Origin of the sequence: Ruminococcus sp. NATIVEDY161 (assembly GCF_045819895.1) — a bacterium.
GTDB lineage: Bacteria > Bacillota > Clostridia > Oscillospirales > Acutalibacteraceae > Ruminococcoides.
In genome coordinates, this window is the sequence record NZ_CP162392.1 from 1568827 (window position 1) to 1592176 (window position 23350).

The following is a 23350-nucleotide window of genomic DNA, read 5'->3' on the forward strand; positions in this document are numbered from 1 at the left end:
CTACAAATATATTGTGATTTATTCAATGCCCTTCAGCGGCTCTGCGCCGACCACCGTCAGCAAGCCGTTATTTACCTTAAATTTAATGTCGTATCCGCCGTAGCAAAAGCCGAAAATCCGCTCGTCATCTCCCTTGTAGCCCGGGCGCGGGTCAAACGCAAGCGCTTCCTTAAGCGCGGCGATTTGTCCGTCGTTAAAGAGAGCTTGGATATCGCCGGGGATTTCAACCTCGAGCAGAGCCTGCTTGTCAATTCCGTAAGCGCCCGTCGCGGCGTTTGGAACGCTGTCGGCAAACGGCAGGTACGGCTTGATGTCGAGTATCGCCGTGCCGTCCATCAAATCCGCTCCCGAAACCGTCAGTACAGTTCCCTCGGCGCAGCCGCACTCAACCGACAAAAGCCTGACCTTCGTCAGCGCAATCGGGTTCGGGCGGTTCGGTGAGCGCGTGGCAAAAACGCCCATACGCTTGTTGCCGCCGAGCTTCGGCGGACGTACCGTCGGTGACCAGCTCCTGTTCCCTAAAGGCTCAAAAACCGCCAACAGCCATAAATATTCAAATTCCTCAATTCCGCGGAACGCCTCGGGATTTTGATATTCCTTTTCCATCACCACGCGCGACACAAGGCTGTCCGCCATTCCGCTCTGCCTCGGCAGACCGAACTTCGTCGGAAAATCGTTGTGCAAAAACGCTATCGGCTTGAATTCCATAATTTTCACTCCGTAAGTTTGCTGAGTTAAGTATATCATCAAGAGCAGTATAAATCAAGAAAAATACGGCAGGTGCTTGCCAAAATCGAATAAATGTTCTACAATTAATATAGGGGGAAATTCCGCGCAAAGGAGGCGTGATGTGTCAGAAACCGTAATCGTAGCCTTGCTCAGCCTGATCGGAACTCTCGGCGGAACGCTGGGAGGAATTTTGGCGACGAGCAAGCTCAGCAACTACCGCATTGAACAGCTCGAAAAAAAGGTCGATAAGCACAACAACCTGATCGAGCGAATGTTCAAGGCGGAGGAATCTATCAGCCTGCTCGACGAAAAAATCAAGGTCGCCAATCATCGAATTGGCGACCTCGAAGGCGAAAAGGAGTAGGGGGAGATAATTAACCGAAAAAGTCCTGTCGAATTGTCGGCAGGGCTTTTTGAGTTGATAACCTGTTCTTAATGAATTAGTCAGCTCGCAAGGCAATGCGATTTGAGCAGGACGACGGCTTATAAGTATATTGGGCTGTTGGAAGGGTAGAAAAGGAGCGCGACTTACGCCGCGCTCATAATTGAATGTGAAGTTTTATTTATTCTTTTTATAGTCTTCTGCTGCCTGCTTGGCGTCATATGCCCAGCGTGCATTGTCCTTTTCTTTTTCTGTAAGCTCAGACCACTTCTTGCTTGAACCAGATGAAGATGAGCCGCAACTTCCACAGCTTCCTAAACATCCAAAAAGACCACAACATATAATGAGGATAATTACTGCTGCGATAATAATATTACCTTTGTTGTTATTATTGTTATTCTCCATTGTTTATTTCATCCTTTCTCTTATAAAATAATAATATGTAAGATAAAACATCTACCTTACCATGTCATACTAAAGCTAACAAAGACAGTATAGCTTTTACCGTCCATCATTTCTGTAAATAAGCGCAGATACATATTTGTTGGCTTACTTACATCCAAATCTCCTAAGGGGATTTTTAACGTAAATTTTTGTTTTTCATTTGCTTTCCAAGATTGTTTTTCATATTTTGCTTTAACAGGAACAACTTTTGAAAAGGTATCATTAATTGAAGCTTCACCAATTAAATCACCATCATTGTATTTATCCAGCCATTTAATAGGAACTGAGAAACTAACATTTTTACACTCTATACATAGGGTCTCCTTTTTTATATACGGTGAAATGAATTCCCAATTATCATCTCCTGTAGAAATATTATTCCAACTAATTCTTGAATCTTTAGAATAAATGATTGAACTACCTTTTGAAACATAAACTGTTACTTTACTATTCTTTTCAACCTTAGAACCTATTCCAGGAGAAACATCCATAACATTTCCTTGTTCAACATAATCATTATATTCATATTCAATTTTTGGAATAAGTCCATTAGATGACAGAATGTTTTTTGCGGTTGTTTCATCTGAATCCAAAACATCAGGGATTGCTACTCTATTATCATCTGTAGTTTCTACCGTTTCGCCGTCATTACCTCCGCAAGCAGCGAGGGACACCACTAATACAAGTGCTAAAACTAATGCTAATACTTTTTTCATTTTGTTCTCCTCCTTTAATAATTTTAATATAAAATAAAAAATGTGTAGCCCCAAACGGAACTACACACCGAAAAACGCATAGCTCCATTTGCTACCACACAAAACCTTTACGCCATATCATAATGCACGAAAAGTAAGCCTGCGCTTTTGCCGAGAAACAAAAAACGCACACTACGATATGGTAAAAATTATTTGGTTTTGTGTGGTATCTTCATCTTATCATAACAATGCTTATTTTTCAATCCCTTATACAAAAAATCCTGTCTTTTTTCTGAATTTTAGTAAGGTTTATGGAGCTGATAACCTGCGTTTGCTGTCGCTAAGCGTTTCAGCTCGTTTTATGCGGCGTGGTGAATGGGAAAGGTTCGCGTAGCTCTCTCGCTAAAAACAGTCCTCAGGACTGTTTTTGCCTGCGGCTCGGCGTTTCGCCTGCGCCTTGGCACGCTTGCCTTCAAATCCGGTTATCATCTCTTGTGCTACGGTAAAAAGAAAGAAGAGCAGTCTGGTGACTACTCTTCTTTCTTTGGAGCTGATAACCGGATTTGAACCGGTGACCTCATCCTTACCAAGGATGCACTCTACCTACTGAGCTATATCAGCGTGTGTTATCTTTTAGACAACAGCGTTATTATAACACAACTGTGCGGTAATTTCAAATGTTTTTTAAAAGTTTTTTAAAAATATTTGATTTATCTTACAAATTTTCGAAAAAATGGCTTAAATTCAGGAAAAATACTTGCATTTTACAAATCAGAGTGCTATAATTCATAATGTTGAATATGCTGAAACTAAGGAGTGGGCAAACGGCCCGCTCCTTACTTTATGGTAAAACAGAATTCGGAGGGAGATATATGGCAAAGAGCAAAGGCGGAGTTACCGTTTCTAAGGTCTGGCAGCTTTGCGAGCCGATTGTTGGCGAGCTCGGGCTGTCACTTTGGGATGTGCGCTACGTCAAGGAGGGTGCCGAGTGGTACCTCAGAGTTTACATCGACAAGCCCGGCGGCGTTGACATCAACGACTGCGAGGCGGTGTCGCGCGCGATCAACGAGCCGCTCGACGAGCTCGACCCGATTGACGGTTCGTACTGCCTGGAGGTTTGTTCACCGGGGCTTGAGCGCGAGCTTGTCAGGGATGAGCACTTTGAGCAGTATATCGGAGCGGATGTTCTCGTAAAGCTGCGCCGTCCGGTCGAGGGCGTTGGCAAGGAGTTCGACGGCAGGCTGAAATCGTACTCAGACGGCGAGATTACCGTTGAGGATCACGAGGGAGAAAATGAGCTGAGCTTTACCAAGAAGGATATGGTCTGGGTTAAGCTGGATGATTTTAATGTATAGAAAGGCAGAACGCCGAAATCTTATTAAAAATGAAAAGGATGATAGGAAAATGACTAACAAGGAATTATTTGAAGCGCTGAGAATGTTTGAAAAAGAAAAAGACATTCCGATGGACTATATGCTTCAGCAGATTGAAAAGGCGATTGTAATCGCTTGCAAGAACTACTATGAGGGCAACGAGAACGTTGTTTTCAAGGTTGATCCCGAGAAAAACACCTTTGACGTAAAGCTTGTAAAGACTATCGTTGACGAGGTTGAAAACCCCAACTACGAGGTAACTCTTGAACAGGCTCAGCAGATTAACAAGAGAAAGAAATTCGCTGTCGGTGACGAGGTTGAGGTTCCGCTCGATCCCAAAAAGCTCGGCAGAATTGCGGTATCCTCCGCGCGCAACGTGATCCGTCAGGGCATTACCACAGGAGAAAAGGGCAGAGCGCTGCTCGAGTTCCAGAGCAAGCTCGGTGAGATCGTAACCGCCACGGTTGAGAGAATTGATCCCAAGAGCGGTATCGCGACGATCAAAATCGGCAAGAGCGAGGCTATGCTCCCCAAGAACGAGCAAATCGGTCTTGAAAATCTCCGCGAGGGCGACCGCGTTAAGGTGTTTATCTCTGACGTAAAGGACAACGAGAAAGGCCCTCACGCATTTATTTCGAGAACTCACCCCGGACTTGTAAAGCGTATGTTTGAGCAGGAGGTTCCCGAGATTTTCGACGGAATTGTTGAGATCAAGTCCGTAGCTCGCGAGGCAGGCTCACGTACCAAGATGGCTGTTGTAAGCTCAAATCCCGACGTTGACGCAATCGGCGCATGTATCGGTCCCAAGGGCGCAAGGGTCAACAGTATTGTAAACGAGCTCGGCGGCGAGAAAATCGACATCATCGAGTACAGCGAAGAACCCGAGAAGTACATCTCCTCCGCGCTGTCGCCGGCGGATGTTGTTAAGGTAGAGATCGTTGACGCTGACAAAAAGAGCTGCAAGGCTACCGTTCCCGACGGTCAGCTCTCGCTTGCGATCGGCAACAAGGGACAGAACGCTCGCCTTGCCGCAAGGCTCACGGGCTGGAAGATCGACATTCGTCCCGAGAGCGGCTTCTACGGCGAGGACGAGGACGACGAGGACAAGGCAGAGGAAACAGTAACCGAGAATACAGAGCCGGAAACCGCCGGGGAAGTTACCGAAGAAGCGGCTGAATAATAAAAGGCAGGTATCGTATGAAACAGCAGAAAAAGATACCGTTAAGAAAGTGCACAGGCTGCGGCGAGATGAAGCCGAAGCGCGAGCTTATCAGGGTTGTAAAGTCGAAGGACGTTTCGGACGACGGAGGAAGCATTACCGTTCCGGGAGAAATCTCGCTCGACTTAACCGGAAAAAAGCCCGGCCGCGGAGCGTATGTCTGCAAAAATCCCGAGTGCTTTGAGCTCGCGAGAAAGGCAAGGCGCTTTGAACGCTCGCTTAGCTGCAAAATCCCCGACGGGGTTTTTGAACAGCTCAAAGAGGAGCTCGACAGCCTGACTATGGAGTAAAGGATATTTAATTTATGAGCGACAGACTTCTGTCTTTTTTGGGACTTTGCCGCCGCGCCGGAAAAATTAAAATCGGCGCTCAGACCGCGGCGGAGTCGATAGAGAGCAAAAAATCAAAGCTGATTATCTACGCGCTTGATTTTTCGTCAAACAGCCTAAAGCCGGTGCTTGAAACGGCGGAGAAAAACGGCGTTGAGGCGCTTATGATAAACCGCTCCAAGGATGAGCTGAGCGTATCGCTCGGCAGGCTGTGCGGAGTGATCTCGGTTGAGGACAGCGGCTTTGCAGCAAAGCTCTCGCAGATGATCAAAGACGAACAGGGAGGAGAATAATATGATAAAATACAAGGTTAAGGATGTTGCCGCCGATTTGGGAGTGGCAAATAAAAAGATTACCGAAATTTTGGATAAGTACTGCAACGTAAATAAAAAGGCGGGTACCTCGCTTGAGGACAGCGAGCTCGACGTAATTTTTGACGTCATCACTCAGGAGAACAAGGTCGAGAGCCTTGACGCTTACTTTGCCTCGCGAAATGAGAAGATTGAGAACGGCCCTGCACCCGAGCCCGAGAAAAAGCAGGATAAGGCTGAGAAAACCGACGATAAAAAGCAGGACGGCAAGCCCGCGAAGGCTGAGGATAACAAGCCTGAGAATAAAGAGGATAAGCCTGCTCCGCAGACAAAGAAGCGTCAGCGCAGGGTAATCGACACACGCGCTACAAACGTTGACGTTGAGCGCTACAACTCAAAGTATGACGACCTCGCTTCGGGCACATCAAAGTCGCGCAGCACCGACAGAGACCACACCACTAAAAAGCAGAAGTTCTCAAACCGTGTGCAGAAGCAGAAGAACAGACGTCACGGCAAGCGCGAGACCGAGGCTGAAAGACTTAAGAGAATTGCCCTCGAGCGCAAGCAAAAGCCCATTACTATTGAAATTCCCGACGAAATCACGGTTCAGGAGCTTGCACTGCGCCTTAAGGCGACGGTTGCCGAGGTTGTAAAGAAAGCGTTTATGATGGGCACAATGGTTACAGCGACCGATACCATCGACTTTGACACCGCGTCGCTTATCGCTATGGAGTTCCACGCAAAGGTTGAAAAAGAGGTGGTCGTTACCATCGAGGAGCAGATTATCGACGACAGCGAGGACGACGAGGCTAATCTCGTTGGCAGAGCGCCGGTTGTAGTCGTTATGGGACACGTTGACCACGGTAAAACTTCAATCCTCGACGCTATCCGCCACGCAAACGTTACCGCAGGCGAGGCAGGCGGTATTACCCAGCACATCGGCGCGTACAGAGTGTCGGTAAACGGCAGACCGATCACCTTCCTCGACACCCCCGGACACGAGGCGTTCACCACAATGCGCGCAAGAGGCGCTCAGGTAACGGATATCGCAATTCTCGTAGTTGCGGCGGACGACGGTATTATGCCGCAGACCGTTGAGGCTATCAACCACGCCAAGGCTGCCGGAGTTTCGGTGATCGTGGCTATTAATAAGATGGATAAGGTCGGCGCTAACCCCGAGCAGGTTAAGCAGCAGCTTACAGAGTATGAGCTTGTTCCCGAGGAATGGGGCGGCGACACACCTTGTATTCCCGTTTCGGCAAAGACAAAGGAAGGTCTTGACGACTTGCTCGAGATGGTAGCGCTTGTTGCCGAGATGAAGGAGCTTAAGGCTAACCCCGACCGTGCGGCTAAGGGTACGGTTATCGAGGCCCGCCTTGATAAGGGCAGAGGTCCCATTGCTACGGTTCTTGTTCAGAACGGTACTCTCCACAAGGGCGACACCATCATCGCAGGCACATCTGTCGGCAGAGTAAGAGTTATGACAAACGACAAGGGCGAGCGCGTTCAGGAGGCAGGTCCTTCTGTTCCGGTTGAGATTACCGGTCTTGACGAGGTTCCCACCGGCGGCGACGTATTCGACGCGGTTTCGGACGAAAGACTTGCGCGCACACTTGTTGAGCAGAGAAAGTCGCAGAAGAAGGAAGAAATCTTCAACGCCCAGACCAAGGTTACGCTCGACAACCTCTTTGACCAGATGAAGCTCGGCGAGGTCAAGGAGCTTCAGATCATCGTTAAGGCGGACGTTCAGGGCTCGGTAGAGGCTGTAAAGCAGTCGCTTGAAAAGCTCTCGAACGAGGAAGTAAGAGTAAACGTTATCCACGGCGCGGTAGGCGCTATCAACGAGAGCGACGTTATGCTCGCTGAGGCTTCATCGGCAATTATCGTCGGCTTTAACGTTCGTCCCGACTCAGTTGCCGCAGACCACGCGGAGCGTTCGGGAGTGGATATGAGACTCTACAGCGTAATTTACGACTGCATTAATGAGATTGAGTCCGCTATGAAGGGTATGCTCGCTCCCAAAACACGCGAGGTTGTACTCGGTATGGCAGAGTGCCGCAACGTTATCAAGATCAAGTCTGTCGGTACAATCGCAGGCTCTTACGTTAAGAGCGGCAAAATCCAGCGCGGCGCGAGCGTTCGCGTTATCCGCGACGGTATTGTTATCGCTGACGACGCTATCGGCTCTCTCCAGCGCTTTAAGGACGCTGTAAAAGAGGTTAACGAGGGCTATGAGTGCGGTATCGGACTCGAAAAGTTCAACGACCTCAAGGAAGGCGATATGTTCGAGGTTTACACCATCGAGGAATACAGGGACTGAGTCGCGGCGGCGACGGCGCAATTCGGGACGGAAAAGTCGGTTTGTTGTTTATAAATCGACTCCCGAAGGTTGAATTGCAATAGATTTAACGTTAATTTTAATTGTAGGGGCGAGCATTGCTCGCCCGCTGATAGGAAACAATTTCTTATTGGAGGACAAAATGGCAAGTCATAAAATAGAACGCGCATCCGAGGACATCAGGCGCGAGCTCACCGCGATTTTCCGCGAGCTCAAGGATCCGCGGGTTAATCAGGCGTTTTTGTCAATTGTGCGCGTAGAGGTCACAAACGACCTGTCCTACTGCACGGTTTATGTCAGCGCTATGGAGGGGCTCGACCGCGCCAAGGAGTCGGTCAAAGGTCTTAAATCGGCAAGCGGTTACATCCGCCGCGAGCTCGGTCACCGCCTTAAGCTCCGCCACGTTCCCGAGCTGATTTTTAACGCGACTGACAGCATTGAATACAGCGCAAACATCAGCAGGATTCTGGGCAGCCTTGACATCCCTCGCGACGGGGAGGATACCGATGAGTATTAATCAGGTTGCGGATTTTCTGCTCTCGCGCGATAATTTTGAAATTTTAACCCACGCCTATCCCGACGGCGACACCCTCGGCAGCGGCTACGGTCTTTGCCTTGCGCTGCAGCAGCTCGGCAAAAACGCGAGGGTTATCACCACAAATCTCCCGAAGGACTTTGTTTTTTTAACAGAGGGAGTTAAGGAGCAGAGCTTTGAGGCTCAGACGATCGTCTCCGTTGACGTTGCGGACGAAAAGCTCCTCGGCTCAAATTTTGAAAAATACCACGGCAAAATTGAGCTCTGCGTTGACCACCACAGAATTAACCGCGTTGAGGCGGATATTAAGCTTGTCGAGCCCGAAGCCGCGGCAAACTGCGAAATTCTCTACCGCTTGTTCGGCGTTATGAATGTAGAGATCACCAGGCAGATCGCAAACTGCCTGTACACCGGAGTTTCAACCGACACGGGCTGTTTTAAGTACGGCAACACCACCTCGACCACCATGCGGATTGCGGCGGATTTGCTCGACACGGGCATTGACGCGGCGCTCATCAACAAGGTGATGTTCGACACCAAAACCAAGCTGAAAATCAGGCTCGAGCAGGAGATTTACGGCACGATCGACTACTTCGCAAATGACCGCGGAGCGATTATCGCCGTAACGCGCGAAATGCAAAAGCGGCTCGGCGTAGGCGACGACGAGCTCGAAGGCCTCGCCTCGATCCCGAGGCAGATCGAAGGCGTGCTCATCGGCATTACAATGCGCGAAAAAGAGGACGGAGTTTTCAAGGTTTCCGTCAGAACCGACAGGAGCGTTAACGCCGCGGAGTATTGCGCGATGTTCGGCGGCGGCGGTCACGCAGAGGCGGCAGGCTGCACCGTCAAGGGTACGCTCGACGAGGCTAAGGCTCAGCTCAAAAAGGCTGCGGAAGGTGTGCTGTGAACGGAGTATTGCTGATCGACAAGCCCAAGGAGTTCACTTCCTTTGACGTAATCGCCGTGGTTCGCGGAGTGACCGGTCAGCGCAAGGCAGGTCATACGGGCACTCTTGATCCAAACGCGACGGGGGTTTTGCCTGTTCTGCTCGGCAACGCCACCAAGGCTCAGGACTTGATCCCAAATCACGACAAAAAATATACCGCCGATTTTAAGCTCGGCACTACCACCGACACCCTCGACATCTGGGGCAAGGTGCTCTCGCAGACAGTGACCGATGTTTCCAAAGAACAGGTTTTATCCGCTCTTGAAAGCTTCCGCGGCGAGATTTGGCAGCTTCCGCCGATGTTCTCGGCGGTGCAGAAAAACGGTCAAAGGCTCTACGACCTCGCCCGTAAAGGGATTGAGGTTGAACGCGAAAGGCGAAGGGTGACCGTATATTCGCTCGAATTGCTCGGCTTTGACCGCGCGGCTCAGTGCGGAAGGCTCGAAATTTTCTGCTCAAAGGGCACGTACGTCCGCACGATTATTGACGATATCGGCAAGCAGCTCGGCGTCGGCGCGGTGATGACGGATTTGCGCCGTACAGAGGCGTGCGGCTTTACGCTCGACAACTGCCTGACGCTCGAACAGCTAAAGGCGATGAAGGAAAACGGCAACATCACCGACGCGCTGACCTCGGTTGAGGATTTGTTCGTGACATACCCAAAGCTTAATATCTCTCCGGCGCAGGCAAAGCGCTTTTCAAACGGCGGAGCGCTCGACATCTCGCGAACCGCCCTCAGAGCCAAAGAGCCATCTGACAAACAGCTGTTCCGCGTTGGCGAAAGCGGCGGAGATTTCATAGGTCTCGGGATTGTTGACAAAGATAAAAACCTTCTGAAAATTTATAAATTATTCAAATAAAACAGCTTTTTCCCCTGTCTTTAGATGACAGCTTGGAAATAAGCTGTTTTTTTTTTTTTTTTTTCATACGGCGGCATTTTGCACAATTTAGCATATTAAAGTTTAAGCGGTTTAAACAAGATTACATTTTTATGACAGTATTTATTAAGCTTATAATAAAATTTATTGCTTTTTTAGCCGATTTTGTTATAATTATACTGTTCATTTGTATGTTCAAATTTATAAAGGATGAACAATTATGAAACGAACAACAAAGCTGGTCAGCGTGTTGTTAGCGGTTCTTATCGCGTTATCGAGCTTCTCGATTTTACCGATTTCAGCATTTGACCATTCATCCAAGGCACCCGGTTCATCTTATGAGTTCGGTGATGTCAACCGCGACGGCGTTATCGATATCATTGACGCCACTTTAGTTCAGAAGTATTCGGTCGACAAAGCTACTCTTGACAATGAACAAAAGATTTTGGGTGACGTTAACGGCGACGGAGAAGTTGATATTCTCGACGCAACACTTGTTCAGAAGTTTGTTGTTGACAGAATCAGCAAATTCCCGGTTGAGGATAAGGTTCCTACCGAGCCGACAACGATCGAAGAGCCCACAGAAGCTCCCGAGGGCGATTATTACATCTTGGGAACAATGAACGGCTGGTCAGTAAGCGATGACTATAAGCTTACTGCTAACGAGGCAGCCGACGGCGAGTTTGTGTTCACAGGACTTAAACTCAAAACTACAGACAAATTCAAGGTTGCTTATTCCGTAGCAGGAGCAGAACCCAGAATGTGGTTCCCCAACGGATATAACGACAACTACGGTCAGCACGGCGAAATCACGGCAGACGGCACTTATGACCTTTACTTCCGTCCCGACGGACAGGGCGGCGAAGATTGGTTCAAGGGCGTAATCTATTTAGAGGCTAAGGAAGCTCCTACAGCCGAGCCTGATACAACAGTAGCTCCCGAGCCCACAGAGCCCGGCACAGCAGCACCTGCCGGAACAATCACAGTTAAGTTTACAGACGCTCTCGGCTGGGGCGACGTACACGTATACTACTGGAACAACGGCGCAGAATGGCCCGGAACAGCTATGGAAAAAGCTGAGGTTAACGACTTCGGTCAGCAGGTATACATCGCAGAAATTCCCGCGGACGTAGAAGGAATCATCTTCAACGGCAACGGCAACCAGACTGTAGATATCAAGACAGATATCGCAGACGGTGCACAGTGGTACACGGTAGATGAAAAAGAAGGCAACAACTACCAGGTAACTCTCGTAGGCGAGGAAACTCAGCCCACTGAGGATCCTACTCCCGATCCTGAGCCGACAGGCACAACTGTAAAGCTCCAGCCTAATAATTGGGCAAACGACGGCGCACGTTTTGCTATCTATGTATTTAACGACAGCACCGGTACAAACGCTTGGGCTGATATGACAGCAGTTGGCGACGGCACTTATACAGTAACAATTCCCGAAGGCACATGGGATAAGGTTATCTTTGTCCGTATGAATCCTTCGGCAACAGCCAACAACTGGAATAACAAGTGGAACCAGTCGGCTAACCTTGATATTACCGACGGAAAGCTTTATACAGTTCCATCAAATTCGTGGGATTACTGGACAGCCTAACCGCTGACTTTTCAGACAAAACCGAATAAATAAAAACGGAGCGGAGCCGAAGGGCTCCGCTTTTGTTTGCAAAACTGAGTATTTTTCGTTGTGCACTTGCAATTTTTTATCATTTGTGATAAAGTGATATAAGGGCAAAACCCATACTATATTGGAGGTAATGAATTTTGAAGAAACCGAATAAGAGAGAAACCGTAAACCTGTTTTTCTCGGCATTTTTGATTTTGGCATTTATCGTATGCGCACAGTTCTTTTCGCAGTTCGCGGCTAACCTCACAGGCGCTGACGGAAAGCTCAGCGTTGCAGGACAGCTTGTAACCTCGCTTATCTACGTTGTATTCGGACTTTTGGTGTTCTACGCTACAAGAGTTGGTGACGGCAAGGCGGTTAAGCGTTTTTCGCCGCTTACACTCGTTATTCTTGTACTCCCCTCGCTGTACATCATCATCGCTTCAATGGCTAAGTTTATGCCGCTCAACAGCGTTTTTGCTTCAAACAACGGCACAGTAAGCGTTATCGTGGCTTTGGCAAGCGTTGCGCTCGGTTACGGAATCCCGTACACCTTCTTCAGCGGATTTGAGCTCAAGCCCGACGATGAGCCCGAGGCAGAGGAGACTACCGTTCTTGAGGGCGGAATTGAGGCTGACGTTATCGAAGCCGCTAAGGAAGAAACCGCTGAGACCGAAGAAGCAGTTCAGGAAGCTGCCGATGAAGTTCAGGAAGCAGCGGAAGCTCCTGCCGAGGACGTAAAAGCCGAGGATAAAACCGAGGATACAGCGGAATAATATTATTATTACCCTGAATAAAAAGTAGGGCAGCTCAGGCTGCCCTATTCTTTTGAGAAGAAAAATATTAAGGAAATTGGTGAAAATTATGGGATGTAATCACGATTGTTCAAGCTGCAGCAGCAACTGCGGCAGCAAGCAGGATTTGCACGAGGAGCTCAATCCGCACAGCAGCGTTAAGCACGTTATCGGCGTTGTGTCGGGCAAGGGCGGCGTAGGAAAAAGTATGGTGACCTCGAATATGGCGGTCACCTTTAACCGTATGGGCAAGAGCGTTGCAATTCTCGACGCCGATATCACGGGCCCGTCAATCCCCAAGGCGTTCGGAATTACCGAAAAGGCAATGGGCAGCGAGTTCGGAATTCTTCCGGCGGAGACCGAAACAGGCATTGAGATTATGTCAATCAATCTGCTTTTGAAGAACGACACCGACCCGGTTGTTTGGCGCGCGCCGATGATTACCGGAACCGTTAAGCAGTTCTGGACGGACGTTGTTTGGGGCGATGTTGACTATATGTTTGTCGATATGCCTCCCGGAACCGGTGACATTCCGCTCACGGTGTTCCAGAGCCTTCCGCTCGACGGCATTATCGTAGTTGCTTCTCCGCAGGAGCTTGTTTCGATGATTGTCGAAAAGGCTGTAAAAATGGCAGAGATGATGAACGTGCCTCTGCTCGGTCTGGTTGAAAATATGAGCTACTTTGTATGCCCCGACTGCGGCAAAAAGCATTCGGTGTTTGGCGACAGCCACATTGACGAGGTTGCCGAAAAGCACGGCACAACGGTGCTTGCAAAGCTGCCGATCGATCCCGAGCTTGCAAAGAAGGTAGACGAGGGCAAGGCGGAGATGTTCGAGGGCAATTACTTCGACGAAGCCGCCGCTCAGCTTGAGGAAATGCTAAATAAATAAGTATCACAAAACTAAAATCCCCGAAGGATTATTTCGTCCTTCGGGGATTGTTTTATCTGTTTGTTTTTGGGTTATCGGTGCGGTTGAGCAGATAATCAACGCTCACGTCGTAAAAATCCGCGAGCTTTATTAATATATTTGTGGGAATATCATTTTCGCCTGTCTCATACTTTGAATAACCTGTTTGAGACATCGTCAGCATTTTGGCAACCTCGGTTTGAGTCATATCTTTATCTTCTCTCAAGTTGCGAATTCTTCTATACATAAAATCGCCTACGAGAAAAAGTATAAAATATTCCATTTCAGGTTTAAGTTTCCCCAAAACCTGCGAGCAAAAGCTGAGGTGAAGGCGTGGGAATAGCGAGCAGGCGCTTCAGCCCCGACTTGACGTACTTCAAGGTTTCATAGATACCGTCTGCGATGGCGTAATAGACGAAATCAGGCGCTCCGAACAGACGCTTTGAAACCTCGATGATCTCAAAGCGCATACGGGTAAAGAACGGCTTGTCGGACAGCATGGAAATATAACCGATGGCAAGCGTCAGAAGCAAATCGAGAGTACGGATAGATTGCAGAGAACGCACCCTCAGATTCTCGTAATCGAATTTTTGCTTTTTGAATTTGAAGTATTCCTCGATTCTCCAGCGCATCAAATACGCCTTGCAAACCGAAATCCCGATTCGTTTATCGTCCGATGACAGATTGGTGATCAACAGCATTGGTCCCTCGCCGAAACCGTATACAACCACTAATTGTAATTCAACATTTTTGTATTTAGGCAGTTGAATCGAAATAATACTGATTTTGACGTCTACTTGTTTGCCGCTTTTGTTCTTGAATCTCAGGCTGTATTTACCCTTGAAGCGATTGGCGACAGACATGATGTTTTCGGTTTTTCCATTATAGATAACATTACGGTTCTTTTTGGCTCTGATAATGAACTTTTCGTTGTTTCTGATAAAGTAACGGTAGTATTTGTTGTTGTCAAAGCCTCTGTCCATCGTCCTGACATTGTCTTTGGAAAAGTGTCTGCTGATATATTCAAAGCAATCAAGATATTCCTCGATTTCGCTGACAAAGTCTTCATCCTTGGTTGAGTAGATACGGCTGTATATACCGAAGGGCAGCTTGTTTTCGCTTGAGAGAACCGCTGCGCCGATAGTATGGTAACCGATCCCGATCTCACCTGTGCTGCCGTCGCGTACCTCGCAGAGCTTTTCAAGGTGTTTGCTGGCGGGCTTGGTGATGTCGGAACCATCGACAATTATCAAGCTGTCATCATTATACCGGCGTTTGATTGCTTTGAGATAGTTTTCACGCACGGTTTCGGCGTCTGCTGCTTCAAAATCCGCAAGATTTCTCGACAATCTGTTGACTGTTTTGATCAGCTTGATGTTTTCATGCAGGCTGCGGCTGATTTCAGACAGCATACAGCTTCCCGAGGCAAGCGTTCCGTACAACATATCTGTTACGAATTTCTTATCAGGACGGTTCAAGCCTTTTGAAATTTTTTGAGAATAATTCAAAATACCCCTTTTCAAATTACCGTTGAGTGTGTTATAATTCAACATAGTGCAATACGCTCCTTTGGTATGGTTTTGTTCCAATTTAATTATACCATTTTTCGAGCGCTATTGCACTTCTTTTTTTACCAGATTTTCATTTTTTTATTGCCGAGTTTTCCCTTAACCACGCCATTTTTTCAACATTCACGATTGCGTTTTGGGGAAACTTAAAATTTCAGGTTATTGACTTTTAACCTGAAACAGGTTATACTATAGTAAATAATATGTACAATTTAACGAAAATATCAAAAGATAGATACAATTGTATTATTTCACAAAAACGCTCCGTTATTTGCGGTTTTTGTGATAAAATAAAAACCGCAAATTGCAATAGCAAGTTGCAACATTTTTTGAGTCTGTAGTAGATCGCCGCGAGTTTTTCGAGGGAGGAGCGTAGCGACGAGCGAGGAAAACTCGCGGCGACGCGGCTCACGCGGCAGCATATATGCGGTCGAGTTCCTGCTCGAACAGCTCTTCCGGGGTTCTGTAGCCCAGAATCTTTCTGGGCAGGTTGTTGATCTTATCCGCAAAGTAGAGGATGTCGTCAGCGCTGTAGTCGTCAATGCTTTTGCCCTTCGGTATAAATCTGCGCAGCATTTTGTTGTGGCACTCGTTAGTTCCTTTTTCGTAGGACGAATACGGATGAGTGAAATATACGGCTATGCCTTTTGATTCAATCTGAGATAGATTAGCGAATTCGGATCCGTTATCACCGGTAATGCTTTTGAATACTTCATTGTATTTATCTCCGAACTGATCAATCAGAGCGGATAAAGCCTCATCTATCGCTTCGGCAGAGTGATCTCTCACCTTGATCCATATGGACTCTCTGAGTTTGCGCTCGACTATTGTCATCACCTGAGATTCGCCTTCGGCTTTCCTGCCGATCACGCTGTCGATTTCCCAGTGTCCGAATTCTTCTCTGGTATCCACTATGTCAGGACGCTGCTCAATACTATTGCCGAGTTTTCGCTTGTTTTCTCGATCTTTCTTGGTTTTAGTCTTTCTTGACAGTTTCTCAGGCAAATCGATGTTCTTGATTCTAAGCAGACCTGAATCAACATAGTTATACAGCGTTTTGGTACACACCATTTCTTTAGAGGAAAACAGTCCGTTGGCTTTTGCGTGACCTACTGCGGCGTCCAACGACCATCCTTCATCGAAAAACTGATCTTCAACATATCTGAGAAATTTCGCTGTTTCAAGGCAACGGTAATTGCGGCAGCTGTTCTTGCGATGTTCACGATATGCTTCCTCGCCTTTGTCAGCCTTATATCTGGCTATCTTTCCGTTGTAAAGATATACCGTACCACGGTTGATCTCGTTTTTGATTGTGTTGTATGGTCTGCCAAGACTTTTGGCGATTGCGTAGATCGTCCACTTGTCCTCATTGAAGCGCACTTCAATTATGTGTCGTTCTTCAGAAGACAGGTGTTGATATTTCTTGTGTTCCGTGCTACAATTAGGGTTGTCCATAGTGATGATTCCTTTCGAATTGGTGAGCGCAAACTCAATTCTACTACAGAATCGTCACTGTGGACTATTTATTTTATTGTTGCAACCTCATTTTACAATGCGCCATAAAATAAAAACTTATATTATTAAGGAGGTTAATTTATGAGAAAATCAAAAAAATTCCTATCAGTCACACTTGCGCTGATTATTGCTCTGAGCACACTGATAGTCGGCACTTCGGCAATTACCGTAAACGCCGCGACGCCGTCTAAGGTAACGCTTGTGAGCACAGCGTACAACACAAACGCCACGGTAACGCTCGGCTGGACAGCGGCTTCCGGAGCGAACGGTTACCAAATTGCCAAGAAAAGGATCACCGACAAGGGCTATACTTACTTAACCTCGACAGGCACATCCTACAACGACAAAAAAGTTATCACAGGCACAATCTACTACTATCAGGTAAGGGCTTTCTACAAGAGCGGTAAAAATATCACTTACGGCGCGTGGAGCAACAGTAAGTCGATTACCACTCTGTACAGACCTACTGTTACCAGCTTGAATTATCTCAACAACAATCTGTTGAATATCAACTGGAACAAAATCCTCGGCGTTTCGCACTACAAGCTCGCGTTTAAGCGCACAATAGACAAGGCGTGGAACTACCGCAATGTAAAGAACACATACTTTAACATTTCCAACCCGACAAAGGGTACGACATACACAATTCAAGTTTGCCCGATGAACGGCACGCTTGCAGGTCAGTGGTCGCTGGTAAAATCTATTACGATTGAATATGTCCCGGTCAAAGTTAGTTCAATTAAGCTTTCGCAAACATCCCTTAGCTTGACTTTGGGCAACTCGAAAACGCTCAGCGCAACTGTAACGCCCTCAAACGCAGACAATAAGGTTTTGCAGTGGTCAAGCTCAAATACTAAGGTAGCAACTGTTAACCAGAGCGGTAAAGTTACTTCTGTAAGTACAGGAACGGCAACAATATACGCAAAAGCATCAGACGGTTCGGGAAAACAAGCTGCTTGCTCTGTGACTGTTAACGGTATAAAGGTTTCTTTGATTACAGTCAGCCCGACAGCTGTTAGTTTAAAACCTGGTAAAACAAAGAGCATTACCGCAACTGTTTCTCCTTCGAACGCTGAAAATAAAACTTTGCAGTGGACAAGCTCAAATACAAAGGTAGCAACTGTTAACCAGAGCGGTACAGTTACAGCGGTAAGTGACGGTACAGCAACGATTTACGCGAAAGCAACAGACGGTTCCGGAAAACAAGCTACTTGCTCTGTGACTGTGAACAATGAAATTGTAGACGAATCACTATTCGGAAACGAGAATAACATCACCCTGAAGGTATGGGTTCCCGACAAAGCGGTAAGTCTTACAAAGCAGCAGGTTGAAGATTTTAAACGCGCTTATCCGGGCAAGACATTTAAGAAAATTGAAGTAGTCGGTCAGGGCGAGGGAGACGCAGGAATAATGCTGATGAACGATCCCGGAAGAGCAGCCGATGTAATGAGTCTTTCTTCGGATATGCTCGGCAGACTCCAAAAAGGCGATTATATCGCTCCTGTCAGCTTTACCGATACTGTATCGGAGGAGAATGAAGAAGCTACAGTAAAAGCCGCGACAATAAACAACAAGCTTTACGCTTATCCAGAGACAAATGACAATGGATATTTACTCGTTTATGATAAGCAGGTAGTTTCGACTGAACAGGCTAAGACTCTTGAGGGGGTTCTTGCGGCTTGTAAAAACTATCGTAAAAAATTTGTTTTTGACTGCAGCAACGGTTTCTATACTTGTGCATTTGCGTTTACTGCCGGTATCAAGATTAATGGCTTTGAAAGAGACGGCTATACTCAAAAGTTCACTCAGTTTGACGAGGACGAAGCAGTTGCTACACTGCAGGCGTTCTCAAAGCTGATGCACGATTACAGCGGTACATTTACATCTACGGATGTTGCTCAGATTTCTTCTGGCTTCTCCACCGGCACTATCGGCGCCGGCGTTGACGGTACATGGAATGTATCAGCAGATAAGAGTGCGCTTGGAAGCGACTTTGGCGCTGCCAAGCTTCCGACAATTAATGTAAACGGCAAGGATAAGCAGATGGTTCCGATGGTTGGATACAAGTATATCGGCGTTAACTCTGCATCGAAATTCCCGGCTTCCGCTCAGATCCTCGCGCTTTACCTGTCAGGCGAGAAATGCCAAAAACAGAGAGCGCAGCAGTTTGGATGGGGTCCGACAAACAAAATAGTTCAGACAGATCCGGTTGTTACAAACAATCCCGTGCTCATAGCTATGAAAGAGAATTCAATGGTATGTGTTCCCCAGGCTAACATAGCGCCCATGTTCTGGTCGCCTATGGGCAACCTTGGAAGCAAGCTGATTGCGTCAAATACAAATCCGAGCAACAAGACCTATTTCATAAATTTGATTAATCAGACGATTGCTAACATCAGAGATGAATAATTCGTTTTAAAAAAACAAATTCCCCGAAGGATTATTTCGTCCTTCGGGGATTATTTTATGCTTTTGCTTTGGCTGCCAGGCATACCCAGCCGCCGTCAAGGTGTTCTTCGATTATATCAAAGTATTTGCTTACTTCCGCCTTTACCTCGTCCGCTCGGGTGTCGATAATTCCGCTCATAATGTAGACGGAGCCTTCCTTCATAAAGTCCCTAACGCCCTTTGAGAGGAAGATAATCGCGTCGGCTACGATGTTCGCCAAAACTATGTCAAACTTGCCCTCGACCTTGTCGGTAAAGCTGCCGTGAATTGCGGTGAACTTGTCCGCAACGCCGTTAAGCTCGGCGTTTTCCTTTGCGGTTCTCACTGCAACCTCGTCGATGTCAACGCCGACAGCCCTTGAAGCGCCTGTCAGCAGAGCGGCAATTCCGAGAATTCCGCTTCCACAGCCTACGTCGAGTACGGTGTCGCCGGATTTCATATACTTCTCGCACATTTCAAGGCAGAGGCGCGTGGTTTCGTGGCCGCCCGTGCCGAACGCCAGTCCGGGGTCGATGTTCAGCGCGGTTCTGCCGTGGGTGTCGTAATTTTCGTACCAGCTCGGAACGATTGTCAGCTTTGTGCCGACGTTGAGCGGAGAAAAGTACTTTTTCCAGTTGTTGCGCCAATCCTCCTCGGCGCAGTTAAGCAGCTCGATTTTATGCTTAATGCCCTCGCTGTCGTAGCGCTCGCTCAAAAACGCAACCGCCTCGGCAGGCGAAACGTCCGGCTCAAGGTAGATGTGAACATACGCCTTGTTCCTGTCCTTTTTGAGCAAGTCCTCGTCAATCAAATCAATATGCGCGATGTCCTCAACGGTCTGCTCGAGGTTGGTGTAATCCTCTATGTAAATTCCGTAGGGCACTACGACGTTCGCGATATCTCCTGCCTTGTCGATGTCGGCGGAGTTTACTTCGATTTTTATTTCAGTCCAGTTATTCATAATTATTCGTTAAAAAAGTCTTTAAGCTTGTCAAAGAAGTTTTTGCGCTTTGCGTAGTTTTTCTCGGTAGTTGTCGATTCAAACTGGCGTATAAGCTCCTTCTGCTTGTTGTTGAGGTTCTTCGGAATTTCTACAACCACCCTGCAGTACTGGTCGCCCTTGCCGCGTCCGCCGAGGTGGGGAATTCCCCTTCCCTTAAGCCTGAACACATCGTTAGGCTGGGTTCCCTCGTGGATTGAGTAGTTGACCTTGCCGTCGAGCGTGGGCACTACAACCTCAGAGCCCAAAACCGCTTGGGTGAGAGTTATGGTCAAATCGCACCAGACGTCGTCGCCGCGGCGCTCGAAAAGATTGTGGTTCTTAACGTTGACGGTAACGTGCAAGTCACCCTTGGGGCCGCCATTGTAGCCGGCGTTGCCGTGACCGCTGACGTTGAGCATCATCTGGTCTTTAATGCCTGCCGGGATAGAAACGTCAACCGTGTGGTTCTTTCTGTGTCTGCCGGAGCCGTTGCACTTGTGGCAGGGGTGCTCAATCACCTTGCCCGTGCCGTGACAGGCGTCGCAGGAGCGCTGAGTCTGCACCGTGCCGAACGGAGTGCGCTGGTTTACGGTAACTCTGCCCGAGCCGCCGCACGCAGAACAGGTCTTTGCCTGAGTGCCGGGCTCTGCGCCTGTGCCGTGACAGGAGTCGCAGTTGTCTACGCTGTTGAAGTTTATTGTCTTTTTGCAGCCCTTTGCCGCTTCCTCAAATGTGATAGTCACAGCGGCGTTTACGTCGCTGCCGCGCTGAGGACGGTTAGCCGAACGTCCGCGGTTTCCGCCGAAGCCGCCGAAAAAGCTCGAGAAAATATCGTCGATATCAATTCCGCCGTTGAACGGATTGCCACCGTAGCCGCCTGCGCCTGCTCCGTAGTTGGGATCAACTCCTGCGTGGCCGAACTGGTCGTAGCGCGCCTTTTTCTCCTTGTCGGACAGAACCTCGTACGCCTCGTTGACCTCCTTAAACTTTTCCTCTGCAGCCTTGTCGCCGGGGTGAAGGTCGGGGTGATATTTTTTGGCGTTCTGTCTGTACGCCTTTTTTATTTCATCGTCGCTCGCGCCTTTGTTAAGGCCGAGCACCTCGTAATAATCTCTTTTATCTGCCATTGGATAAACACCTTTCAGCTGGATTGCGCCCGTGGCGCAGCTAAATTGCCGCGTTGCGGCAGCTAAATTTGCCTTCGGCAAGCTAAATTACAGCTATCGCTGTAGCTAAATTCGCTTACGCGAGCTAAATTTGCTCCGCAAGCTTTTCTGTAAATATAGCTTTTCGGTTTACCGAAAAATTTAGCTATTGAGCGAAGCGAAATAATTTAGCTGTTTCCGCAGGAAACAATTTAACTTCGTCGCAAGACGAAATTTAGCTTATGTACAGCTTTTGGGCGCACGGAAAATGTGCGCCCTTTGCTGTGCTTGATTACTTTTATACTGATAAATTATTCGTTAACGTCTGTAAAGTCAGCGTCGTAAACGTTGGGGTCTCCGCCGTTGTTGCCGCCGTTGCCGTTGTCAGCGCCGGGCTGTGCACCGCCCATATCAGGACCTGCCTGACCGGGGTTGCCCTGGGGAGCAGCCTGCTGATAGAGCTTTGAAGAAACCTCATAAAGAGCCTTCTGCAAGTCGTCCTTAGCTGTGTTGATAAGAGCTGCGTCGTTCTTTGAGATTGCCTCTCTTACAGCCGAAACCTTGGTGTTGATTGTTGTCTTGTCAGCGTCAGCGAGCTTGTCGCCGTTCTCGTTTACAAGCTTTTCTGCCTGATAAGCGAGGTTCTCAGCCTCGTTCTTGGCGTCAACCTCCTCGCGGCGCTTTTTATCCTCAGCCGCATACTGCTCGGCTTCCTTAACAGCCTTGTCGATGTCGTCCTTGCTCATATTGCCCGAAGCAGTGATTGTAATCTTCTGCTCCTTGCCTGTGCCGAGGTCCTTAGCCGATACGTTAACAATACCGTTTGCGTCAATGTCGAAGGTTACTTCAATCTGCGGAATACCTCTCATTGCAGGAGCAATACCTGTGAGAGCGAACAGACCGAGCGACTTGTTGTCGCGGGCGAACTCACGTTCACCCTGGAGAACGTTGATTTCTACCTGAGTTTGGTTGTCGGCAGCGGTAGAGAAAATCTGGCTCTTTTTGGTCGGGATGGTTGTGTTTCTGTCGATAATCTTTGTCATAACGCCGCCCATTGTCTCAACGCCGAGAGAAAGGGGAGTTACGTCGAGAAGCAGAAGTCCGTCAACCTCGCCGCCGAGAACGCCTGCCTGGATTGAAGCGCCGATTGCAACGCATTCGTCGGGGTTAATGCCCTTGAACGGCTCCTTGCCGATAAGCTTCTGAACAGCTTCCTGAACAGCGGGAATTCTTGAAGAACCGCCTACCATGAGAACCTTGTCAATCTGACCGATTTGCAGGCCTGAGTCTGAAAGCGCCGAACGAACCGGGCCCATTGTAGCCTCTACGAGGTCTGAGGTGAGCTCGTTGAACTTAGCTCTTGTGAGGGTGAGGTCAAGGTGTTTAGGACCTGTCTGGTCTGCTGTGATAAAGGGAAGGTTGATTGAAGAGGTTGTTACGCCCGAAAGCTCAATCTTAGCCTTTTCAGCGGCTTCCTTAAGTCTCTGCATAGCCATTTTATCGGATGAAAGGTCAATGCCTGTTTCTGTCTTGAATGAAGCAACCATCCAGTCGATAATTCTCTTGTCGAAGTCGTCGCCGCCGAGACGGTTGTTACCTGCTGTAGCGAGAACCTCCTGAACGCCGTCGCCCATCTCGATGATACTTACGTCGAAGGTACCGCCGCCGAGGTCGTATACCATAACCTTCTGGTCGTTTTCTTTGTCTACGCCGTATGAAAGTGCAGCGGCTGTAGGCTCGTTGATAATTCTTTTAACGTCGAGGCCTGCAATCTTACCTGCGTCCTTTGTAGCCTGGCGCTGAGCGTCGGTGAAGTATGCAGGAACGGTGATAACAGCCTGTGTTACGGTTTCTCCGAGGTAAGCCTCGGCGTCAGCCTTAAGCTTCTGGAGAATCATTGCGGAAATCTCCTGGGGAGTGTAGCTCTTGTTGTCGATTGTTACCTTGTAGTTAGAGCCCATTTCTCTCTTGATCGATGCAACGGTTCTGTCGGGGTTTGTGATAGCCTGGCGCTTAGCAACCTGGCCTACCATTCTCTCGCCGTCCTTTGAGAAGGCTACTACCGACGGGGTTGTTCTTGAACCCTCGGCGTTGGCGATAACTACGGGCTCGCCGCCCTCGATAACTGCTACGCATGAGTTAGTTGTACCTAAATCTATACCTATTGTCTTTGCCATAATTAATTCCTCCAATTTTGTTTTGATTTATATTTTAA

Annotated in this window: 23 protein-coding genes and 1 tRNA gene; 14 read left to right on the top strand and 10 right to left on the bottom strand. The window is 48.1% G+C overall.

The features are described 5' to 3' along the window. Positions 1-18: 18 nt before the first annotated feature. Positions 19-708: a tRNA (N6-threonylcarbamoyladenosine(37)-N6)-methyltransferase TrmO gene (gene tsaA / locus AB1I50_RS07450; protein WP_407723410.1), complete on the bottom strand. Its 690-nt coding sequence runs from the start codon at positions 706-708 to the stop codon at positions 19-21. 142 nt (positions 709-850) lie between these two features. Here tsaA and AB1I50_RS07455 point away from each other — a divergent pair, with 142 nt between their 5' ends. Continuing rightward, on the top strand, positions 851-1093 hold the full coding sequence (locus AB1I50_RS07455) for a hypothetical protein (RefSeq protein WP_407723411.1): 243 nt from the start codon (positions 851-853) through the stop codon (positions 1091-1093). 195 nt (positions 1094-1288) lie between these two features. Here AB1I50_RS07455 and AB1I50_RS07460 read toward each other — a convergent pair whose 3' ends face one another. Continuing rightward, positions 1289-1516 (bottom strand): hypothetical protein, encoded by a 228-nt coding sequence (locus AB1I50_RS07460; RefSeq protein ID WP_407723412.1) that lies wholly within the window; start codon positions 1514-1516, stop codon positions 1289-1291. Between the two features lie 56 nt (positions 1517-1572). Then, complete coding sequence (locus tag AB1I50_RS07465) at positions 1573-2271, bottom strand: PASTA domain-containing protein (protein ID WP_407723413.1); 699 nt, start codon at positions 2269-2271, stop codon at positions 1573-1575. Positions 2272-2625: 354 nt separating this feature from the next. Here AB1I50_RS07465 and AB1I50_RS07470 point away from each other — a divergent pair, with 354 nt between their 5' ends. Beyond that, a complete protein-coding gene (locus AB1I50_RS07470) occupies positions 2626-2817 on the top strand; it encodes a hypothetical protein (RefSeq protein WP_407723414.1) in 192 nt (63 codons plus the stop codon). On the opposite strand, the gene AB1I50_RS07475 is transcribed toward AB1I50_RS07470, so the two are convergent. After that, positions 2796-2871, bottom strand: a tRNA-Thr gene (locus tag AB1I50_RS07475). The two genes, AB1I50_RS07470 and AB1I50_RS07475, sit on opposite strands and share 22 nt — an antisense overlap. 251 nt (positions 2872-3122) lie before the next feature. Here AB1I50_RS07475 and rimP point away from each other — a divergent pair. The 11 genes from rimP to AB1I50_RS07530 all read left to right on the top strand — a co-directional run bounded on the left by rimP (position 3123) and on the right by AB1I50_RS07530 (position 13480). Continuing rightward, on the top strand, positions 3123-3605 hold the full coding sequence (gene rimP / locus AB1I50_RS07480) for a ribosome maturation factor RimP (protein WP_407723415.1): 483 nt from the start codon (positions 3123-3125) through the stop codon (positions 3603-3605). Between the two features lie 49 nt (positions 3606-3654). Then, complete coding sequence (gene nusA, locus AB1I50_RS07485) at positions 3655-4803, top strand: transcription termination factor NusA (RefSeq protein ID WP_407723416.1); 1149 nt, start codon at positions 3655-3657, stop codon at positions 4801-4803. Between the two features lie 17 nt (positions 4804-4820). Next, positions 4821-5132 carry an RNase P modulator RnpM gene (rnpM, locus tag AB1I50_RS07490; protein WP_407723417.1) on the top strand — a complete coding sequence of 104 codons (312 nt, stop codon included), beginning with the start codon at positions 4821-4823 and terminating at the stop codon, positions 5130-5132. Positions 5133-5146: 14 nt separating this feature from the next. Next, positions 5147-5464 (top strand): L7Ae/L30e/S12e/Gadd45 family ribosomal protein, encoded by a 318-nt coding sequence (locus tag AB1I50_RS07495; RefSeq protein ID WP_407723418.1) that lies wholly within the window; start codon positions 5147-5149, stop codon positions 5462-5464. 1 nt (position 5465) lies between these two features. Next, entirely contained in the window at positions 5466-7802 is a 2337-nt protein-coding gene (infB, locus tag AB1I50_RS07500; protein WP_407723419.1) for a translation initiation factor IF-2, read from the top strand. Between the two features lie 160 nt (positions 7803-7962). After that, positions 7963-8337, top strand: coding sequence for a 30S ribosome-binding factor RbfA (gene rbfA / locus AB1I50_RS07505; RefSeq protein ID WP_407723420.1), 375 nt, complete (start codon positions 7963-7965; stop codon positions 8335-8337). Then, positions 8327-9262 carry a DHH family phosphoesterase gene (locus AB1I50_RS07510; protein ID WP_407723421.1) on the top strand — a complete coding sequence of 312 codons (936 nt, stop codon included), beginning with the start codon at positions 8327-8329 and terminating at the stop codon, positions 9260-9262. Before rbfA ends, AB1I50_RS07510 begins: the two co-directional genes overlap by 11 nt. After that, positions 9259-10161 carry a tRNA pseudouridine(55) synthase TruB gene (gene truB, locus AB1I50_RS07515; protein WP_407723423.1) on the top strand — a complete coding sequence of 301 codons (903 nt, stop codon included), beginning with the start codon at positions 9259-9261 and terminating at the stop codon, positions 10159-10161. The genes AB1I50_RS07510 and truB overlap by 4 nt, the downstream gene beginning before the upstream one ends. Before the next feature lie 238 nt (positions 10162-10399). After that, positions 10400-11785: a dockerin type I domain-containing protein gene (locus AB1I50_RS07520; RefSeq protein WP_407723424.1), complete on the top strand. Its 1386-nt coding sequence runs from the start codon at positions 10400-10402 to the stop codon at positions 11783-11785. 167 nt (positions 11786-11952) lie between these two features. Beyond that, positions 11953-12570, top strand: a complete 618-nt coding sequence (locus AB1I50_RS07525) for a hypothetical protein (protein WP_407723425.1) — start codon at positions 11953-11955, stop codon at positions 12568-12570. Between the two features lie 88 nt (positions 12571-12658). Next, the gene (locus AB1I50_RS07530; RefSeq protein WP_407723426.1) at positions 12659-13480 is read left to right on the top strand and encodes a P-loop NTPase; all 822 of its coding nucleotides are present in this window, start codon (positions 12659-12661) and stop codon (positions 13478-13480) included. A gap of 52 nt (positions 13481-13532) precedes the next feature. Here AB1I50_RS07530 and AB1I50_RS07535 read toward each other — a convergent pair whose 3' ends face one another. The 3 genes from AB1I50_RS07535 to AB1I50_RS07545 form a co-directional block, all read right to left on the bottom strand. After that, on the bottom strand, positions 13533-13745 hold the full coding sequence (locus tag AB1I50_RS07535; RefSeq protein WP_407723428.1) for a helix-turn-helix domain-containing protein: 213 nt from the start codon (positions 13743-13745) through the stop codon (positions 13533-13535). A 43-nt stretch (positions 13746-13788) separates the two neighbouring features. Further along, a complete protein-coding gene (locus AB1I50_RS07540) occupies positions 13789-15051 on the bottom strand; it encodes a transposase (RefSeq protein WP_407723105.1) in 1263 nt (420 codons plus the stop codon). A gap of 423 nt (positions 15052-15474) precedes the next feature. Beyond that, complete coding sequence (locus tag AB1I50_RS07545; RefSeq protein ID WP_407723429.1) at positions 15475-16521, bottom strand: IS30 family transposase; 1047 nt, start codon at positions 16519-16521, stop codon at positions 15475-15477. Between the two features lie 141 nt (positions 16522-16662). Between AB1I50_RS07545 and AB1I50_RS07550 the strand changes: the two genes are divergently transcribed. Further along, positions 16663-18990 carry an extracellular solute-binding protein gene (locus AB1I50_RS07550; protein WP_407723430.1) on the top strand — a complete coding sequence of 776 codons (2328 nt, stop codon included), beginning with the start codon at positions 16663-16665 and terminating at the stop codon, positions 18988-18990. A 55-nt stretch (positions 18991-19045) separates the two neighbouring features. On the opposite strand, the gene prmA is transcribed toward AB1I50_RS07550, so the two are convergent. The 3 genes from prmA to dnaK form a co-directional block, all read right to left on the bottom strand. Next, positions 19046-19969 (bottom strand): 50S ribosomal protein L11 methyltransferase, encoded by a 924-nt coding sequence (gene prmA, locus AB1I50_RS07555; RefSeq protein WP_407723431.1) that lies wholly within the window; start codon positions 19967-19969, stop codon positions 19046-19048. Positions 19970-19971: 2 nt separating this feature from the next. After that, entirely contained in the window at positions 19972-21117 is a 1146-nt protein-coding gene (gene dnaJ, locus AB1I50_RS07560) for a molecular chaperone DnaJ (RefSeq protein ID WP_407723432.1), read from the bottom strand. A 329-nt stretch (positions 21118-21446) separates the two neighbouring features. Further along, complete coding sequence (gene dnaK / locus AB1I50_RS07565; protein WP_407723433.1) at positions 21447-23312, bottom strand: molecular chaperone DnaK; 1866 nt, start codon at positions 23310-23312, stop codon at positions 21447-21449. Positions 23313-23350 lie beyond the last annotated feature (38 nt).

Excerpts from the sequence above, each read along its gene's own strand:
- AB1I50_RS07520 (WP_407723424.1), top strand. The coding sequence starts at position 10,400 with ATGAAACGAACAACAAAGCTGGTCAGCGTGTTGTTAGCGGTTCTTATC.
- AB1I50_RS07545 (WP_407723429.1), bottom strand. The coding sequence starts at position 16,521 with ATGGACAACCCTAATTGTAGCACGGAACACAAGAAATATCAACACCTG.
- infB (WP_407723419.1), top strand. The coding sequence starts at position 5,466 with ATGATAAAATACAAGGTTAAGGATGTTGCCGCCGATTTGGGAGTGGCA.
- AB1I50_RS07535 (WP_407723428.1), bottom strand. The coding sequence starts at position 13,745 with ATGTATAGAAGAATTCGCAACTTGAGAGAAGATAAAGATATGACTCAA.
- prmA (WP_407723431.1), bottom strand. The coding sequence starts at position 19,969 with ATGAATAACTGGACTGAAATAAAAATCGAAGTAAACTCCGCCGACATC.
- AB1I50_RS07470 (WP_407723414.1), top strand. The coding sequence starts at position 2,626 with ATGGGAAAGGTTCGCGTAGCTCTCTCGCTAAAAACAGTCCTCAGGACT.
- nusA (WP_407723416.1), top strand. The coding sequence starts at position 3,655 with ATGACTAACAAGGAATTATTTGAAGCGCTGAGAATGTTTGAAAAAGAA.
- tsaA (WP_407723410.1), bottom strand. The coding sequence starts at position 708 with ATGGAATTCAAGCCGATAGCGTTTTTGCACAACGATTTTCCGACGAAG.
- rnpM (WP_407723417.1), top strand. The coding sequence starts at position 4,821 with ATGAAACAGCAGAAAAAGATACCGTTAAGAAAGTGCACAGGCTGCGGC.
- AB1I50_RS07540 (WP_407723105.1), bottom strand. The coding sequence starts at position 15,051 with ATGTTGAATTATAACACACTCAACGGTAATTTGAAAAGGGGTATTTTG.
- dnaJ (WP_407723432.1), bottom strand. The coding sequence starts at position 21,117 with ATGGCAGATAAAAGAGATTATTACGAGGTGCTCGGCCTTAACAAAGGC.
- AB1I50_RS07530 (WP_407723426.1), top strand. The coding sequence starts at position 12,659 with ATGGGATGTAATCACGATTGTTCAAGCTGCAGCAGCAACTGCGGCAGC.
- dnaK (WP_407723433.1), bottom strand. The coding sequence starts at position 23,312 with ATGGCAAAGACAATAGGTATAGATTTAGGTACAACTAACTCATGCGTA.
- AB1I50_RS07510 (WP_407723421.1), top strand. The coding sequence starts at position 8,327 with ATGAGTATTAATCAGGTTGCGGATTTTCTGCTCTCGCGCGATAATTTT.
- AB1I50_RS07495 (WP_407723418.1), top strand. The coding sequence starts at position 5,147 with ATGAGCGACAGACTTCTGTCTTTTTTGGGACTTTGCCGCCGCGCCGGA.
- rimP (WP_407723415.1), top strand. The coding sequence starts at position 3,123 with ATGGCAAAGAGCAAAGGCGGAGTTACCGTTTCTAAGGTCTGGCAGCTT.
- AB1I50_RS07550 (WP_407723430.1), top strand. The coding sequence starts at position 16,663 with ATGAGAAAATCAAAAAAATTCCTATCAGTCACACTTGCGCTGATTATT.
- rbfA (WP_407723420.1), top strand. The coding sequence starts at position 7,963 with ATGGCAAGTCATAAAATAGAACGCGCATCCGAGGACATCAGGCGCGAG.
- AB1I50_RS07465 (WP_407723413.1), bottom strand. The coding sequence starts at position 2,271 with ATGAAAAAAGTATTAGCATTAGTTTTAGCACTTGTATTAGTGGTGTCC.
- AB1I50_RS07460 (WP_407723412.1), bottom strand. The coding sequence starts at position 1,516 with ATGGAGAATAACAATAATAACAACAAAGGTAATATTATTATCGCAGCA.